This is a genomic window from Betaproteobacteria bacterium, assembly GCA_016720065.1.
Taxonomy (GTDB): Bacteria; Pseudomonadota; Gammaproteobacteria; order Burkholderiales; family Rhodocyclaceae; genus SSSZ01.
Window position 1 is genome coordinate 2,487,090 of sequence record JADJXY010000002.1, and the last position, 14,279, is coordinate 2,501,368.

Below are 14,279 nucleotides of genomic sequence, written 5' to 3' on the forward strand. Positions count from 1 at the left end.
GCGACGCTGCCCGCTGATGGCTTGCCCCGTCGGTGCCTCACTCCCCGCCATTCCCCTTCTGAATCGCCGCCCGCAGGAATTCCTCCCCCACATCCGGGCATACCTTCTCGATGAAGGCATAGGCGTAGCTGCGTAGGTAGGTGCCACGGCGCACTGCAAGGCGGGTGGTGCTCTCCGGGAACAGGTGGGGGACGGGGATCAGGGTCAGGCCGCGGTCCTTGTCCGGGTCGTAGGCCATGGAGGCGATGATGCCGACGCCCAGGTCCAGGTCCACGTAGGTCTTGATCACGTCGGCGTCGATGGCGGAGAGCACGATGTCGGGCACCACGCCGGCGTCGGCGAAGGCCTTGTCGATGTGGGCGCGGCCGGTAAAGCCCTCGTGGTAGGTGATGATGGGGTATTCGCCCAGCACTTCCAGCGTCAGGTTCTCCACTGCCAGCAGGGGATGGCCCAGGGGAACGATGACGGCATGGTGCCAGGAGTAGAAGGGGAAGCTCGCCAGTTCGGGCACGTTATCCAGGGCTTCGGTGGCGATGCCGACATCCGCCTCGCCGGAAATCACCAGGTTGGCGATCTCGCTGGGGCTGCCCTGGTGCAGGGCGAGATGAACCTTGGGGTAATCGGTCTTGAACCACTTGATGATCCTGGGCAGGGCATAGCGCGCCTGGGTGTGGGTCGTCGCCACCGTGAAGTGCCCGGTCTCCCGGCTGGCGAAATGGTCGGCGATGCGGCGCAGGTTCTGGGTGTCGAGGAGGATGCGATCCACCACCCCGGCCAGCTCCTTGCCCGGCTCGGTCAGGCCCAGGAGGCGCTTGCCGCGGCGGACGAAAATCTCGATCCCCAGTTCGTCCTCCAGATCCTTGATGTGCTTGCTGACCCCGGGCTGAGAGGTATAGAGGGCGCTGGCCACTTCGGTCAGGTTGAAGTCCTGGCGCAGGGTTTCGCGGATGATGCGCAGTTGCTGGAAGTTCATCGCCATTTCCTTGATGCCGGGAGGCACGGGGCGTCAGCCCGCAAGGGCCTGCCAGGGGCGGCAGGCAAAGGCGCGAGTCTATGGGAGTCGCTTTATGCGCAGAAATACAATTTTGCGAAAAAGAAATTCACTTTTCTTATAAGCCACTCTCCCCCGAGGGCCGTGAGCGGGCTGTCACAGGGCCGTGGCGGCATGATGCAGCCGGCCCGCGGCCATCGCGCCGGTAAAGCTGAAATTGCCGGAGTCCGGATCGTAGATTTCCGCGCTGGACAGTCCTTCCCCCTGGGCGCCCAATCCGCCCACGATGAGGATGCGGCCATCGCCCAGGGGCGTCGCCGTGTGGTACGCGCGGGGAGCGCGTAGATTGCCCGCCGGGCTGAACTGACCCGTCGCGGGATCGTAGAGTTCGGCGGAGCGCAGGATCGCCGCATTGCTCCCGAATCCGCCGGCGACGAGGACGCGGCCGTCGTTGAGCAGGGTTGCCGTGGCCCGATCCCGGGCCGTCGCCATCGATCCCGTGGTGGAAAAGCTCATGCTTGCGGGGTCGAAGAGTTCGGCGCTGCGTTGCAGACCGCCTCCGCCATTGCGGGTGGAGCCCCCCGCCAGCAAGACTTTTCCATCGCCCAGAAGAACCGCGGCGTGGGCAAGGCGGGGCTGGAGCAGGGCGGAATCCAGCGGTAGAAATGTGCGGCTCTGGTGATCGTAGATTTCGGCGGAGCGCAAGGCGACATCCCCAGACCCCGGGTAGCCGCCGGCCACCAGCGCCCAGGGCCGGCGCTTGAGGGCCGTGAGGCTATGGCCGTTGCGGTTATCCATCATCGCCCCGGCGGTGCGGACGAACTCGTAGCGGAATTCGCTGGCGCACAGGGGATTGAGAAACTCGGCACCGGAGAGGGTGAAGTCATCGGGCTCGGCAGGATCGGCGCCGACGCCTCCCGCCAGCAGGACCGTGCCGCCGTACAGCGCCACCGCCCGGTGCCCGGCCCGCCGGGCAACCATGCCGGAGATGGCGCGAAAGCTTCCGCCGGCGAAGATTTCGGCGCTGTCGGTGTAGCGGCTCGAATTTCCCGCCGCGCTCAGTCCCCCAGCCACGATCACCCGCTCTTGCCCCAGGGCCACGGCGACATGACTGGCCCGCGCCGCCATCATGGCTCCGGTAGCGGCGAAGCGACCGGTGGCCGGATCGTAGATTTCCGCGCCGGCAAGAATATGTTCCGGAGCGCCGTCCTGGAAGACCGTTCCCCCGGTGATCAACACCCGCCGCGGGGGAAAGAGGTTGCGCAGCCCATCGATCTGCTTGCGATCTTCCAGCCAGGGCACCTGCCGCCGATCAGTCAGTTTCGTCGCCATGTCTTGATCTCCTTGTGTAGGTTGGGAACGCGCACCGCGGGGGCGGTCCGCAGACGATGCCAAAAAGATAGCGCCCGCGCAAGGCGGATCGCCGTCTTCCCCTCTCCCGCAGCAAGCCGAACCGGCCCGGGCTTTCGGTGGGCTTACCCCGGTTCGGCACCGCGCTCAGGCCGGACGCCGCAATCCGGGAGTGAGGTAAAGAACCGCCGCGGCGAGGGCGCCGATCGCTGCCGCGCAGGCGAAGGCGAAGCCGCCGCCGGCCCACTGCCACAGGCCGCCGATCAAAAGGCCGCTGGGCAGGGCGGCGGCGCCGGTGACCAGGTTGTACCAGCCGAAGGCGGTGCCCCGTTGCGCGCTGCCGGCCAACTGGCCGATGAGGGCACGCTCGGCGCCCTCGCCCACGCCGGCGAGAATGCCGTAGGCGATACCGGCGATCCACAGGCTGGTGAGGCTGCCGACGGTGGCCAGCCCGGCGAAGCCCGCGGCGAAGGCGAACCAGGCGAAGATCGTCATGGTGCGATGGCCCAGGCGGTCGGAGAGGCCGCCTCCCAGCCAGGCGGTCAGCGCCTTCATGGCGCTCATGGCAGCCCACAGGAGCAGCAGCCCGGCGACGCCGACTCCCAGTTCGTGGCCACGCAGGACGATGAAGGTCTCCGAGGCCCGGGCCAGGGTGAACAGGCCGATCACCGGCAGCACCCGGCGCAGGTCCGGCGACAGACCCCGCCACAGGAGCGGCGGTGCGACTGCCGCCGGGACGGTGGCATGGGGCGGGTCTTGCAGGCCGAAGAGCACCAGCAGGGCAACCAGGGTCCCAGGGATGGCGGAATAGAGAATCACCTCAGCCAGGGAAAGCGGCGTCCAGGCCAGACAGGCGGCGGCCAGCAGGGCGCCCGCCATGGCGCCGCCGTTATCCATGGCCCGGTGGAAGCCGTAGGCCAGGCCCCGCAGTTCGGCCGGCGTGGCGTCGGCCAGCAGGGCGTCCCGGGGGGCGGTGCGCAGGCCCTTGCCGATGCGGTCCACCCCGCGCAGGGCGGCCACCACGGGCCAACTGCCGGCGAGGCCGAAGAGCGGGCGCACGGCATTGGAGAGCAGGTAGCCCCCCACCACGTAGGGTTTGCGCCGCCCGCCCCAGAGGTCGGAATGGCGGCCGGCCCAGAGCTTGAGCAGGGCGGCGAGGGTTTCCGCCGTGCCTTCGATGATGCCCAGGGCCACCGGCCCGGCGCCGAGAACGGCGGCCAGCAGCACCGGGATGAGGGGTGTCACCATCTCGGAAGCCAGGTCATTGCAGAAGCTGATGGCCCCGAGGACCAGGACGGCCCGGGGCAGGCGGCGGGGATTCATGGGCGGCGCCCCGCGCCCCGCGCCTGCCACGCGGGAGGGGGGCCGGGGGAGGGGGCTCCGGAGCGGGGCGTGGCGATCACCGGGAGCCTGCCCGTCAAGCCCTTAGCGTTGCGCCATCAAGGCGCTCCAGCAGGCCTCGCAGGGCGTGGCGCACGGACTGGGCCCGCACCGCCTCGCGGTCACCCACGAAAAGGCAGGTCTGGGCTTCGCAGCCGCCGTCCTTTTGTGCCCAGGCGAAGCACACGGTGCCCACGGGCTTGTCTGGCGAGCCGCCACCGGGGCCGGCGATGCCGGTGATGGCCAGGGACCAGTCGGCGCCGCTTTTGTGCAGCACCCCCTGGGCCATGGCCCGGGCAGTGGCTTCCGACACGGCGCCATGGCGTTCCAGGGTGGTGGGCGGCACCCCCAGTTGCTCTTCCTTGGCGGCGTTGGAGTAGGTGACGAAGCCCCGGTCGAACCAGGCGGAACTGCCGGCGATGGCCGTCACCGCCTGGGCCACCCAGCCGCCGGTGCAGGATTCGGCGGTGGCCAGCCATTCGCCCCGTTGCAGCAGGCGGCGGCCGGCCTCGGCGGCCAGGGCTTCCAGGTCCGCCTGGGCGGCCATTCAAGACAAGCGACGCAAGGCGTCGCTGATAGCGCCCCTCGCCCCTCCTGCGAGAGAGGGGCTGGGGGTGAGGGTAAGGGGCATGGCGAATTCCTTCATGATTTGGGGCTGCCGTGGTCCGTGCCCGCTACAGCAGCCCCTCGAACAACTGCACCTCCACCGTATCCCCCGGCGCGACGTTGCCGGATTCCTCGGGCAGGACGATGAAGCAGTTGGCTTCCGACATGGAGCGCAGGACGCCGGACCCCTGGTAGGAGAAGGGCTTCACCTGCCAGCCGCCGTCCACCAGCGCCGCCCGTCCGCGCAGGAATTCGCGCCGCCCCGGAGCCTTCCTGATGGCTTCGCTGCAGGCCACCTTGAGCAGGGGGCGCTCGGGGAGCGGGTCCAGCCCGGCGAGACGCAACAGGGCGTCGAGGGCGAACTGGGTGTAGCTCACCATCACCGCCACCGGGTTGCCGGGGAGGCCGAAGAGCCAGGCGTCGCCCACCTTGCCGAAGGCCATGGGGCGGCCGGGCTTGATGTCCAGCTTCCAGAACTTCACTTCCCCCAGGCGGGCGAGAATTTCCCGCACGAAATCGGCCTCGCCCACCGAAACGCCGCCGCTGGTGATGATGGCGTCCGCCGCGCCGGCGGCTTCGCGCAGGGCGGCCTCCAGGTCTTCCGGCCGGTCGCGCACCACGCCCAGGTCGATGATTTCCGCCCCCAGTGCGCTGAGCAGCCCGAAGATCGTATAGCGGTTGCTGTCGTAAATCTGCCCCGGCGCCAGGGGCTGGCCGATGGAAGCGATTTCGTCGCCGGTGGAAAAGAAGGCCACCTTCAGGCGCCGGCGCACGGTCACCTCGGCAAAGCCCAGGGAGCCGATGAGGCCCAGTTCCGCTGCGCCGATGCGCTTGCCCGCCGCCACCGCCACCTGGCCCCGGGCCAGATCCTCGCCGGCGCGGCGGGTGTTGTTGCCCTTCTTCTGGCCGGCGGGGATGACCACCCGGCCGCCTTCGACCCGCACCGCTTCCTGCACTGCCACGGTGTCGGCCCCGGCCGGCAGCACCGCCCCGGTCATGATGCGCACCGCCTGCCCGGCGCCGACGATGCCGGAGAAGGCGTTCCCGGCGAAGGCCGTACCAACCACGGTGAGCGTGGTCTCGCCACTCGCTTCCAGGCAGTCGTGGCGCAGGGCGTAGCCGTCCATGGCCGAATTGTCGTGGGCCGGCACGTCGTGGGGGGCGACGATGTCCACGGCCAGGATGCGCCCCAGGGCCTCCCGCAGGGGCAGCACCTCGCGGCCGGTGACGGGGGCGACGGCGGCAAGCAGTTGGGCGCGGGCCTGGGCCGTGGTGAGGGAAACGGAGGGAGATGGCGTCATGGGGCTTCCTTGCGGGTGCACACCCGGCCGGCTTGCGGGCGAAGCGGGCTTAGAGGGTGGGGGAATCGTAAACAATCCTGGGGGGGTCGTGGGGGCGCAGAGGGGATCATAGCGGCTCGAAGTCGGCCTGAATGGCGGCACTGGCCCGCTCGCCCAGGCCGGCTTGGCGGGCAAAGCCGGACCACTGGTCGAGGGCGGCGCGGATATCGGTCAGCGCATCCCGGGGGCGGCGGACGCCGAAGCGGTCGGCTTCCGCCAGCAGATCGGCGCGGGTGATGCCGGCGAAGCGGCCATTGACGCTCATCAGGTGCTGGTAGGTCCATTCCCCTCGCGGGTTGTAGGCGTGGGTCACGTCGTAGGCGGGCGCCAGCTCCCAGTCACCGCCTTGGCGGAGGAGGAAGGCGAAGTTCTTGCTGTGGTCGTCGCAATTTCTCGCCATGACGTTGAAGGCCATGCGGCGGAAGACCTGGCCGACGGCCTCGTCGCCCAGACCGAGCCGGGCGACGGTCATGAAGAGCTGGGCGTAGGCATGGGTGGCGCGCTGCCGGTAATCGAGGTGGCGCAGGGCGCAGAGCGTCTGCACATGGTGCTTGAGGGTCTGGCCGTCGGCCCCGTCACGGTCGAAGCGGCGGGTCATGAAGTGGGCGCGCCCGCCCTCCAGGAGCAGCCGGCAGGGGGACATGTGGATGCCAGCGGCCTGCGCCATGAGGTGATAGGCGTATTCGATGCGGCCGTAGTCGGCACCGGCGCCCAGTTCGGCGTCCTGGCCCACGCCATCGAACTTGAGGAGCCAGTGCTCGAAGCCGGGGGCGGCGTCGAACTGGCCGCTGCGAATTTCCTCGCTCTGCGGGTTCCAGGCGACGACGGCCTTGGCGCGGGCCCCCCCGGCGCTGGTGCCGACCCGGATGATGTTGGCGAGGGCGGCCTGGGCCTGGACATCGCCGGAGAGTTCGCCCTGCACGATGCGGCGGGCGGCTTCGACCAGGTGTTTCATCTCCAGCGGTTCGGCGCTCTCGCGATGGGCTCCCCGGGACGGCTTGAACTCCAGCGCGCCCATGCCGCGCTTGCCCATGTAGGCCAGGCGATCGAGCGGGGTGATGGCCGATTTGTCCACGCCCCGGGCGCTCATCCAGGCGTCGATCAGGGCATTGCCGAAATCATCCGGGAGGGCATCGGCAAGCAGCCCCGGCAGGCGTTTGTAGCTGGGCTCGGCCAGCTCCGGGAAGGCGAAGCTCTGGCGGGTGTCGTCCAGGGGCATGGTCAGCGGAGCCACCTCGATGCCGCTTTTCGTCCAGGCCGGTTCGTAGGCGAACACGTAGCAGCCCAGGCGCGGATCGGGCGCCACGGCACCGACCCGCTGGCCCCAGAGCCGCACCTCGATGACCGGAGTGTCCATGGCTCAGCGCGGCAGGCGCGGGGTTGCCCGGAGGCGCGCCTTGGGCTTGCGCAGCAGGTCGAGAGGATTGACGCTGATTTCGGGGGCGAGCATGTCCAGTCCCTGCAAGTGATCGAGGGCCTTCAAGACGCGCAGCAGCGTCTCGACCGTGGACCCGCGGCCGGATTCCAGGTTGCGCAGGGCCTTCTCGGAAACGCCGGCCTTCTCTGCGGTGCTGCGCTGATCCAGGTTGCGGTTCAGGCGAAGGCGCCTGAGGCGCTCCCCCAGGAGTTCCTGAAGTTCCTTCGGGGCGAGGAAAGAGGAGGCTTTCATATAATCCATAAAACGGTACAAATAAGCCTATTGATCAGACAAACGATACTAATCGGTCAGTTTGTGCCGTTATAGCACACCAAAACAAGTAGGGCTCGCCCGGGGACGCTCTTCAGCGGTCGAAAGCGATGCGCCAAGGCAGTTCGCCTTCCAGGTAGGCCCGGGCCGCCGCCGAGCGGGGGCGGGCGAAGAAGGCGTTGGCGGCTTCGTGCTCCTGCACCCGGCCCTCGGCGATGAAGACGATGTCGTCGGCCAGCCGCGTGGCCTGTCCCAGGTTGTGGGTGGTCATGAGAATCTTGGTTCCGTCGGTGCGGATTTCGCGAATGATGCGCTCCACCGCCTCGGTGGCGCCGGGATCGAGGCTGGCGGTGGGTTCGTCGAGCATCAGGAAGCGCGGCCGGGTGGCCCAGGCCCGGGCCAGGGCCAGGCGCTGGCGCTCGCCGCCGGAGAGCAGACGGGCACTATCCCCCGCCCGCCCGCCGAGGCCGACCCGCTCCAGGACCGCCGTGGTGCGGCGGCGGATTTCCGCCTCCGGCAGGGCCTGGGGGCCCAGGGCGAAGGCGACGTTGGCGAAGACGGAGAGGCGCAACACCATGGGCTGCTGGAAGACCATGGCCAGACGCTCCGGCGGCCGCGCCGCGCCGCCCCAGTCGATGCGCCCGGTGCTGGGGGGCAGCAGCCCGGCCAGGAGGCGCAGGAGGACGGTCTTGCCGGCCCCGTTGGGGCCCAGGATGACGGTGATGCCTTCCCCCGCGAGATCGAGGTCGAGTCCTTCCAGGACCGTCTTCCCGTTGCTGCCGAAGCCGAGACCGTGCAGGGCGAGGGGAAACATCAGCCGTACCTCCGGGCCGCCCAGGAGCGCAGCCCGTGCGCCAGGGCGTTGAGCACCAGGATGAGGGTCATCAGGACGAGGCCCAGGGCGATGGACAGGGCGAGGTCACCCTTGCTGGTCTCCAGGGCGATGGCCGTGGTCATGACCCGGGTGAAACCGTCGATATTGCCGCCGACGATCATCACCGCCCCCACTTCCGACATGGCCCGCCCCACCCCGGCCAGGGTGGCGACGACCAGCGAGAAGCGGCAGTCGAGCAGCAGCAGCCGGGCCGAGGCCCAGCGCGAAAGCCCGATGAGGCGCATTTCCGGCGCGTACTCACGCCAGGCATCCTCGACGATCTGGCGGCTCACCGCGGCCACCAGGGGCATGACCAGGACGGTCTGGGCGACGATCATGGCCGGCGGTGAAAAGAGCAGCCCGAGGCTGCCGAAGGGCCCGGAACGGGAAAGCAGCAGATAGACGATCACCCCCACCACCACCGAGGGCAGGCCCATCAGGGCGTTGATGCCGACGATGACGGCCCCCCGGCCGGGAAAGCGGGACACCGCGAGCCAGGCCCCCAGAGGAAGCCCCAGCAGGGTACCGACGAGCACGGCGGAAAGGCTGACGCGCAGCGACAGCCCGACGATCCGCAGGAGTTGGGAATCGAGGGTGCCGAGGAGGGAAAACGCTTCGAGCAGGGTGGAGCCCATGGGGCGGGGAGGATAGCATCGGCGAGGGAGTGCGTCAGCGGGCGGCCGTTTGCCCGACCCGCGGATTGGGCTAGGATGCGGGCATGGAACGCTTCACCTTTTCCCTCGACGAATCCCTGGCCTCCCAGTTCGACGAACTGATCGCCCGCCGCGGCTACGGCAACCGCTCCGAAGCGGTGCGCGATCTGATCCGCGGCGCCATCGAAGCCGAGCACGGGAACAAGCCCGAGGGAACCTGCGTGGCCTGCCTGTCCTACGTCTATAACCACCACGAGCGGGAACTGGCCGAGCGCCTCACCGCGCTGCAACACGACCACCACGACCTCACCGTGGCTGCCATGCACAGCCATCTCGATCACGAAAACTGCCTGGAGACCTTGATCCTGCGCGGCCCCGCCGCCGAGGTGCGCACCTTCGCCGACCGCCTGATCGCCGAGCGGGGCGTGCGCCACGGCCGCCTCAACGTCATCGCCCTGGAAGCCGACCACGGCCACACCCACGGCGCCGGCCACCGCCATGTCCACTACCGTCCCGCCCGCTGACCGGCCGCCGCCTCCGGGCGGGGAGGAACTCGGGGAGCAGGCCTGGATCGAGGTCATCCGCAAGATGGACGAGGTCTATAACGACCTCCTCCAGTACGAAGTGGCCCTGGAAGAAAAGAACGCCGCCCTGGAGGAATCGCACCAGTTCATCGAGAGCGTCCTGGCTTCCATGTCGGACATCCTCATCGTCTGCGACCGCAACGGCACCATCGAGGAGGTCAATGCCTCCCTGCAGCACTTTTGCGGCAAACCCGCCGCCCATCTGGAGCGCACCCCCCTCTTCGACCTCTTCGCCGACGAGGGCGAACGGACCAAGGCCAAGGCCCTCTTCGCCCGCCAGGGGCAGGACGGCGTCCACGACGCCGAACTCTACCTGCGCTCCGGCGACGGCTCTTCGGTGCCCGTGTCGATCAATTGCACGCCGCGCATTTCCCAGACCGGCAAGCTCATGGGCATGGTGGTCACGGGGCGGCCGGTGGGGGAATTGCGCCGGGCCTATCAAGCCCTGCGCCAGGCCCACGAGGATCTCAAGCGCACCCAGAGCCAGCTCCTGCACGCCGAGAAGATGGTCTCCCTGGGCCGTCTGGTGGCCGGCGTGGCCCACGAGCTCAACAACCCCATCAGCTTCGTGCTGGGCAATGTGCTCTCCCTGCAACGCTACGCCGGGCGTCTGGCCCGCTATCTCGACGCCGTCCATGCTTCCCCCGCCGCCGCCGACCCCGCTCTGGCGGCGCAGCGCGCGGAACTGCGCATCGACCGCATCGCGCTCGACCTCGCCCCCCTCATCACCGGCATGATCGAAGGGGCCGAACGCACCCGGGACATCGTCGATGCCCTCAAGCGCTTTTCCGCCCTGGACAAATCGACCCCCGAGCGCGTCAGCCTCAACGACGTCGTCGAACGCTCGGTGCGCTGGGTGGCCCAGAGCGCCCCCACCCGCTTCACGGTCAGCGTCGACCTGCCCCCGGACCTCGGCTGCTCCGGCCACTCCGGCCAGTTGCAGCAGGTGGTCATGAATCTGGTGCAGAACGCCTGCGACGCCACCGCCGCCCGCAGCGCCGGACACCTGGCCGTGAGCGGCGAGCAGGACGGCCGCCAGGTGCGCCTCTGCTTCGCCGACGACGGCCCCGGCATTGCGGCGGAGCACCTGCCCCGCCTCTTTGAGCCCTTTTTCACCACCAAGCCCGTCGGCCAGGGCACCGGCCTGGGCCTTTCCATCAGTTACGGCATCGTCGAGCGCCACGGCGGCCACCTCGAAGCGGGCAATCGGCCCGAGGGCGGCGCGCTGTTCACCCTGACCCTGCCGGTGGAAACTCCCTGAGCATTGCGCAAAGGGAGTGATCGCCAGTTTCTGCCGTCATCCCGCTGTGCCGGACAGCGGATCCCCGATTGGCAAGGGTTTGGCTTTCTGGCACGCTCCTTGTATGAAGAGATTTCCCATTCTTCCTACAACGCCATGGAAACCCTGCCCAGCGACTGGCTGTCCCTGCTCATCCTGACCTTCGTGCTGGGCATGAAGCACGGCTTCGACGCCGACCACCTGGCCACCATCGACGGGCTCACCCGCCACAACAGCCGTGCCAACCCGGCCATGGCGCGCTATTGCGGCACCTTCTTTTCCCTGGGCCACGGCGCCGTGGTCGTCGCCATCGCCCTGGGCGTTTCCGCCCTGGCCGGCCGCTGGGAGGTGCCGCAGTGGTTCGGCACCCTGGGCGCGGTCATTTCCATCGCTTTCCTCTTCGCCCTGGGCAGCCTCAACCTGGCCGCCGTGTTGCAAGCCGAACCCCACGAAGTCGTCCAGCCGGTGGGTCTGAAGGGCCGCCTCCTGGGCCGCCTGCGCCACGCCGGCCATCCGCTCCTCATCGCCGGCGTGGGCGCCCTCTTCGCCCTTTCCTTCGACACGCTTTCGCAGGCGGCTTTCTTCGCGCTCACCGCCACCCAATTCGGCGGCTGGCAGCACGCGCTGGTCCTGGCGCTCCTCTTCCTCCTCGGCATGCTGATCACCGACGGCATCAACGGCCTGTGGATCGCCCGCCTCATCGCCCGGGCCGACCAGGTCGCCCTGGTCGCCTCCCGCGTCATGGGGCTCGTCGTTTCCGGCGTCAGCCTGCTGGTGGCGGCCTTCGGCCTGGCCAAACTGGCCCTGCCAGCGGTGGATGCCTGGAGCGACGGCAAGGAACTGATGTTCGGGGCCGCCCTGATGGCCATCATCGCCAGCAGTTTCTTGCTGGCGATCCGGCTGACCCGCCCTCCCCTCGCCCAGGGCCTCTGAGCGCCTGCGGAATCCGGTCGGTGTCGGCGGGTTAGCGCGACGCGGCCAAGTTCGCTTAGACTTCCCCCACTGCCCAACACCGGGATTTTCGGCGGGGGAACCGCGTGGCAAGCGAAGACAGCCTGCAGGAAGACGCGACGGCGCGCTGGGTCGGGGCCTTTGCCGACCTCGCCCGCACGGTTTTCGTGCCCACCGATACCCAGTTGCGCATCCTCCACTGGCCCCCCGCGGCGGAGGCCCTGCTGGGCTGGTCCGCCGAGCGGGCCGTCGGCTTCGGCCTGCCCTCGGTCCTCAGCCTGGCCCGCAGCACCCAGATCGACCTGCGCGCCGCCCTCGATGCCGGGGCCAATCTGGACGACATCCTGCTCCCGGCGCGCCGTCAGGGCGGCGGCCTCTGCCCGCTGCGGGCGGCGGCCCGGGTGGTGCGGGACGAGAACGGCAGCGTGCAGGGCATCGCCTGGTCCTTGCGCCCCGAGGCGTCCCGGGCGCAGGAACCCGAGCATGATCGCGCCGTCCTCGACCTGGCCCTGGCCCGCTGGAGCGCCGCGTTCGACAAACTCCCCTTCCCCGTCGCCCTGGTCGATACGGTGGGCAGCGTGCGCATGGCCAACCGCCAGGCCCACGACCTGCTGGGCATGAAGGTCGGCCGTCCCTGCTGCTCCACCCTGTGCGGCCCAGCCGGCGCCAACTGCCGCAACAGCCGGGCGACGCGCACCCTGGTTCCGGCCTACTGGGAGCTGGAATCCCGGGGCCGCCGCCTGGACATGAGCGCCCTCCCCCTGGCGGTCAATGACGAGAAGCCGGATTTCGTCGTCTGCTTCGGCACGCCGGCCGACCCCAACCTTTCCGCCGAGTTGCGCAAGTTCTACCGGGCGGTGGACGAGAACCTCGTCGGGGTGGTCATCACCGACCGCGATGCCCGCGTCGAGTACGCCAACCCCCGGGCCTGCGAAATCCTGGGCTGCTCTCCCGTGCAACTGGTCAACCGGGACGTGCGCAGCTTCTATGCCCCCCCCGCCCACGGCGTACCGGCCGAGGCCGGCCCCCTGCTCCAGGGCACCCTGGAAGTCCATATCCAGCGACAGGATGGAGAGATCCGCGCGGTACGGGCGGCGATTTCCGACATTCCGGGCGACGACGGCCATATCGCCAACTGGGTCATCCTTCTGGACGACATTTCCGAACGCCGCGCCCTGGAAGCGCGGGAACGCAATCTGCGCGAGCAGGTCGCCCATGTGGCCCGCCTGGCGGCGGTGGGCGAAATCGCCACCATGATCGCCCACGAGATCAACCAGCCCCTGTCCAATATCGCCAATTTCAGCCGGGGCCTGCTGCATCGCCTGGCCCGCGGCAAGGTCGAGGAGGAGGCGCTGACCGAAACCCTGGAGGAGGTGGTACGCCAGGTGGAGCGGGCCGATACCGTGGTACGCAACGTGCGCACCCTGGCCCGCCCGCGGGGCGCCCGCGCGGCACCGACGGACCTCAACCACCTGGTCAGCGCCAGCCTGCCGACCTTCCATCTGCTCGCCCGCAGCGCCGGTGTGCGCGTGCTTCTCGACCTGGCTCCGGAACTCCCCGGCCTGCGCGCCAACTGGAGCCAGATCGAGCAGGTGCTGGTCAATCTGGTCAAGAATGCGGTGGAGGCCTGCGAAGCCCTGCCGGCCAAGGAGCGTCTGGTGACCATCCGCTCCCGCCCCGGCAGCGGCCAGGGGATCGTGGTCGAAGTGGAAGACCCGGCCCCCATGCTGGCGCCGGAAGTTCTCAAGCGCATCGGCGAACCCTTCTTTACCACCAAGACCGACGGCCTTGGCCTGGGGCTTTCCATCAGCCGCACCCTGCTGGAAAATCACGGCAGCCGTCTTTCCGTCCTCCCTTTGTCCAATGGGGGCAAGGCTTTCCACTTCGAACTCGCTCCGCCCCATGAACTCGATTGAACCGCAAGCAATCCCCCTGCCCGTCCCCGTGGTCTACGTGGTCGATGACGACCCGGTGGCGCGCAAATCCGTGGGCTTCCTGGTCGGCATCCTGGAGGTCGAGGTCTGTGCCCTGGAATCGGCGGAGTCCTTTCTCGCGGCCTACCGCCCGGGCCTGCCGAGCTGCCTCATTCTCGACGTGCGCATGCCCGGCATGAGCGGCATGGAATTGCAGACCGAATTGCAGCGCCGCAATATCGACATCCCCATCATCTTCGTTTCCGGCCACGGCGACATTCCCATGGCCGTCCGCGCCATGCAGGCGGGTGCCCTCGATTTCCTGCCCAAACCCTACGGCGACCAGGATTTGCTCGAGCGCGTGCAGAAGGCCCTGCGCCTGGATCGGGAACGCAAGCAGCGACGCCGCCATCAGGCGGCCCTCCAGGCGCGCATAGCGCTGCTCACCCAGCGGGAACTCGACGTTCTGCGCCTGGTGGTGCGCGGCCAGACCAACAAGGAAATCGCCCAGGCGCTGGAAATCAGCGTCAAGACGGTGGAAACCCACCGGGCACGGGTGATGGAAAAAATGCGCGCCGACAGCCTCGCCGGACTCTGCGCCGCGGTGCAGGCCACCCAGGAAACCCCCCTCTGAGCGTTGCGTCTGCTTCCCGCGGGCAGGCCCGCAAGAC

Annotated in this window: 14 protein-coding genes; 5 read left to right on the plus strand and 9 right to left on the minus strand. The window is 69.0% G+C overall.

Translation table 11 applies throughout. The features are described from left to right. Positions 1 to 37 precede the first annotated feature (37 nt). The 9 genes from IPM73_14905 to IPM73_14945 form a co-directional block, all read right to left on the minus strand. Positions 38 to 973, minus strand: coding sequence for a CysB family HTH-type transcriptional regulator (locus IPM73_14905; GenBank protein MBK8919291.1), 936 nt, complete (start codon positions 971 to 973; stop codon positions 38 to 40). A 174-nt stretch (positions 974 to 1,147) separates the two neighbouring features. Next, positions 1,148 to 2,323 carry a hypothetical protein gene (locus IPM73_14910; protein ID MBK8919292.1) on the minus strand — a complete coding sequence of 392 codons (1,176 nt, stop codon included), beginning with the start codon at positions 2,321 to 2,323 and terminating at the stop codon, positions 1,148 to 1,150. A 165-nt stretch (positions 2,324 to 2,488) separates the two neighbouring features. After that, the gene (locus tag IPM73_14915) at positions 2,489 to 3,664 is read right to left on the minus strand and encodes an MFS transporter (GenBank protein MBK8919293.1); all 1,176 of its coding nucleotides are present in this window, start codon (positions 3,662 to 3,664) and stop codon (positions 2,489 to 2,491) included. Positions 3,665 to 3,758: 94 nt separating this feature from the next. Next, positions 3,759 to 4,268 carry a CinA family protein gene (locus tag IPM73_14920; GenBank protein MBK8919294.1) on the minus strand — a complete coding sequence of 170 codons (510 nt, stop codon included), beginning with the start codon at positions 4,266 to 4,268 and terminating at the stop codon, positions 3,759 to 3,761. A gap of 127 nt (positions 4,269 to 4,395) precedes the next feature. Continuing rightward, on the minus strand, positions 4,396 to 5,628 hold the full coding sequence (locus IPM73_14925) for a molybdopterin molybdotransferase MoeA (protein MBK8919295.1): 1,233 nt from the start codon (positions 5,626 to 5,628) through the stop codon (positions 4,396 to 4,398). 106 nt (positions 5,629 to 5,734) lie between these two features. Beyond that, on the minus strand, positions 5,735 to 7,024 hold the full coding sequence (locus IPM73_14930) for a type II toxin-antitoxin system HipA family toxin (GenBank protein MBK8919296.1): 1,290 nt from the start codon (positions 7,022 to 7,024) through the stop codon (positions 5,735 to 5,737). A 3-nt stretch (positions 7,025 to 7,027) separates the two neighbouring features. Beyond that, on the minus strand, positions 7,028 to 7,336 hold the full coding sequence (locus IPM73_14935; GenBank protein MBK8919297.1) for a helix-turn-helix domain-containing protein: 309 nt from the start codon (positions 7,334 to 7,336) through the stop codon (positions 7,028 to 7,030). Positions 7,337 to 7,448: 112 nt separating this feature from the next. Next, positions 7,449 to 8,168 (minus strand): ATP-binding cassette domain-containing protein, encoded by a 720-nt coding sequence (locus tag IPM73_14940; GenBank protein MBK8919298.1) that lies wholly within the window; start codon positions 8,166 to 8,168, stop codon positions 7,449 to 7,451. Next, positions 8,168 to 8,863 carry an ABC transporter permease gene (locus tag IPM73_14945; GenBank protein ID MBK8919299.1) on the minus strand — a complete coding sequence of 232 codons (696 nt, stop codon included), beginning with the start codon at positions 8,861 to 8,863 and terminating at the stop codon, positions 8,168 to 8,170. The genes IPM73_14940 and IPM73_14945 overlap by 1 nt, the downstream gene beginning before the upstream one ends. An 83-nt stretch (positions 8,864 to 8,946) precedes the next feature. Between IPM73_14945 and nikR the strand changes: the two genes are divergently transcribed. The 5 genes from nikR to IPM73_14970 all read left to right on the plus strand — a co-directional run bounded on the left by nikR (position 8,947) and on the right by IPM73_14970 (position 14,242). Then, a complete protein-coding gene (gene nikR, locus IPM73_14950) occupies positions 8,947 to 9,405 on the plus strand; it encodes a nickel-responsive transcriptional regulator NikR (GenBank protein MBK8919300.1) in 459 nt (152 codons plus the stop codon). Continuing rightward, positions 9,380 to 10,726, plus strand: a complete 1,347-nt coding sequence (locus tag IPM73_14955) for a PAS domain-containing protein (protein ID MBK8919301.1) — start codon at positions 9,380 to 9,382, stop codon at positions 10,724 to 10,726. Before nikR ends, IPM73_14955 begins: the two co-directional genes overlap by 26 nt. A 135-nt stretch (positions 10,727 to 10,861) precedes the next feature. Beyond that, the gene (locus IPM73_14960) at positions 10,862 to 11,677 is read left to right on the plus strand and encodes a nickel transporter (GenBank protein ID MBK8919302.1); all 816 of its coding nucleotides are present in this window, start codon (positions 10,862 to 10,864) and stop codon (positions 11,675 to 11,677) included. Positions 11,678 to 11,781: 104 nt separating this feature from the next. Then, complete coding sequence (locus IPM73_14965; GenBank protein MBK8919303.1) at positions 11,782 to 13,611, plus strand: PAS domain S-box protein; 1,830 nt, start codon at positions 11,782 to 11,784, stop codon at positions 13,609 to 13,611. Continuing rightward, positions 13,598 to 14,242, plus strand: coding sequence for a response regulator transcription factor (locus IPM73_14970; protein MBK8919304.1), 645 nt, complete (start codon positions 13,598 to 13,600; stop codon positions 14,240 to 14,242). The genes IPM73_14965 and IPM73_14970 overlap by 14 nt, the downstream gene beginning before the upstream one ends. Positions 14,243 to 14,279 lie beyond the last annotated feature (37 nt).

Excerpts from the sequence above, each read along its gene's own strand:
- IPM73_14955 (MBK8919301.1), top strand. The coding sequence starts at position 9,380 with ATGTCCACTACCGTCCCGCCCGCTGACCGGCCGCCGCCTCCGGGCGGG.
- IPM73_14930 (MBK8919296.1), bottom strand. The coding sequence starts at position 7,024 with ATGGACACTCCGGTCATCGAGGTGCGGCTCTGGGGCCAGCGGGTCGGT.
- IPM73_14920 (MBK8919294.1), bottom strand. The coding sequence starts at position 4,268 with ATGGCCGCCCAGGCGGACCTGGAAGCCCTGGCCGCCGAGGCCGGCCGC.
- IPM73_14960 (MBK8919302.1), top strand. The coding sequence starts at position 10,862 with ATGGAAACCCTGCCCAGCGACTGGCTGTCCCTGCTCATCCTGACCTTC.
- IPM73_14925 (MBK8919295.1), bottom strand. The coding sequence starts at position 5,628 with ATGACGCCATCTCCCTCCGTTTCCCTCACCACGGCCCAGGCCCGCGCC.
- IPM73_14945 (MBK8919299.1), bottom strand. The coding sequence starts at position 8,863 with ATGGGCTCCACCCTGCTCGAAGCGTTTTCCCTCCTCGGCACCCTCGAT.
- IPM73_14935 (MBK8919297.1), bottom strand. The coding sequence starts at position 7,336 with ATGAAAGCCTCCTCTTTCCTCGCCCCGAAGGAACTTCAGGAACTCCTG.
- IPM73_14940 (MBK8919298.1), bottom strand. The coding sequence starts at position 8,168 with ATGTTTCCCCTCGCCCTGCACGGTCTCGGCTTCGGCAGCAACGGGAAG.
- IPM73_14905 (MBK8919291.1), bottom strand. The coding sequence starts at position 973 with ATGAACTTCCAGCAACTGCGCATCATCCGCGAAACCCTGCGCCAGGAC.
- IPM73_14915 (MBK8919293.1), bottom strand. The coding sequence starts at position 3,664 with ATGAATCCCCGCCGCCTGCCCCGGGCCGTCCTGGTCCTCGGGGCCATC.
- IPM73_14910 (MBK8919292.1), bottom strand. The coding sequence starts at position 2,323 with ATGGCGACGAAACTGACTGATCGGCGGCAGGTGCCCTGGCTGGAAGAT.
- IPM73_14970 (MBK8919304.1), top strand. The coding sequence starts at position 13,598 with ATGAACTCGATTGAACCGCAAGCAATCCCCCTGCCCGTCCCCGTGGTC.
- nikR (MBK8919300.1), top strand. The coding sequence starts at position 8,947 with ATGGAACGCTTCACCTTTTCCCTCGACGAATCCCTGGCCTCCCAGTTC.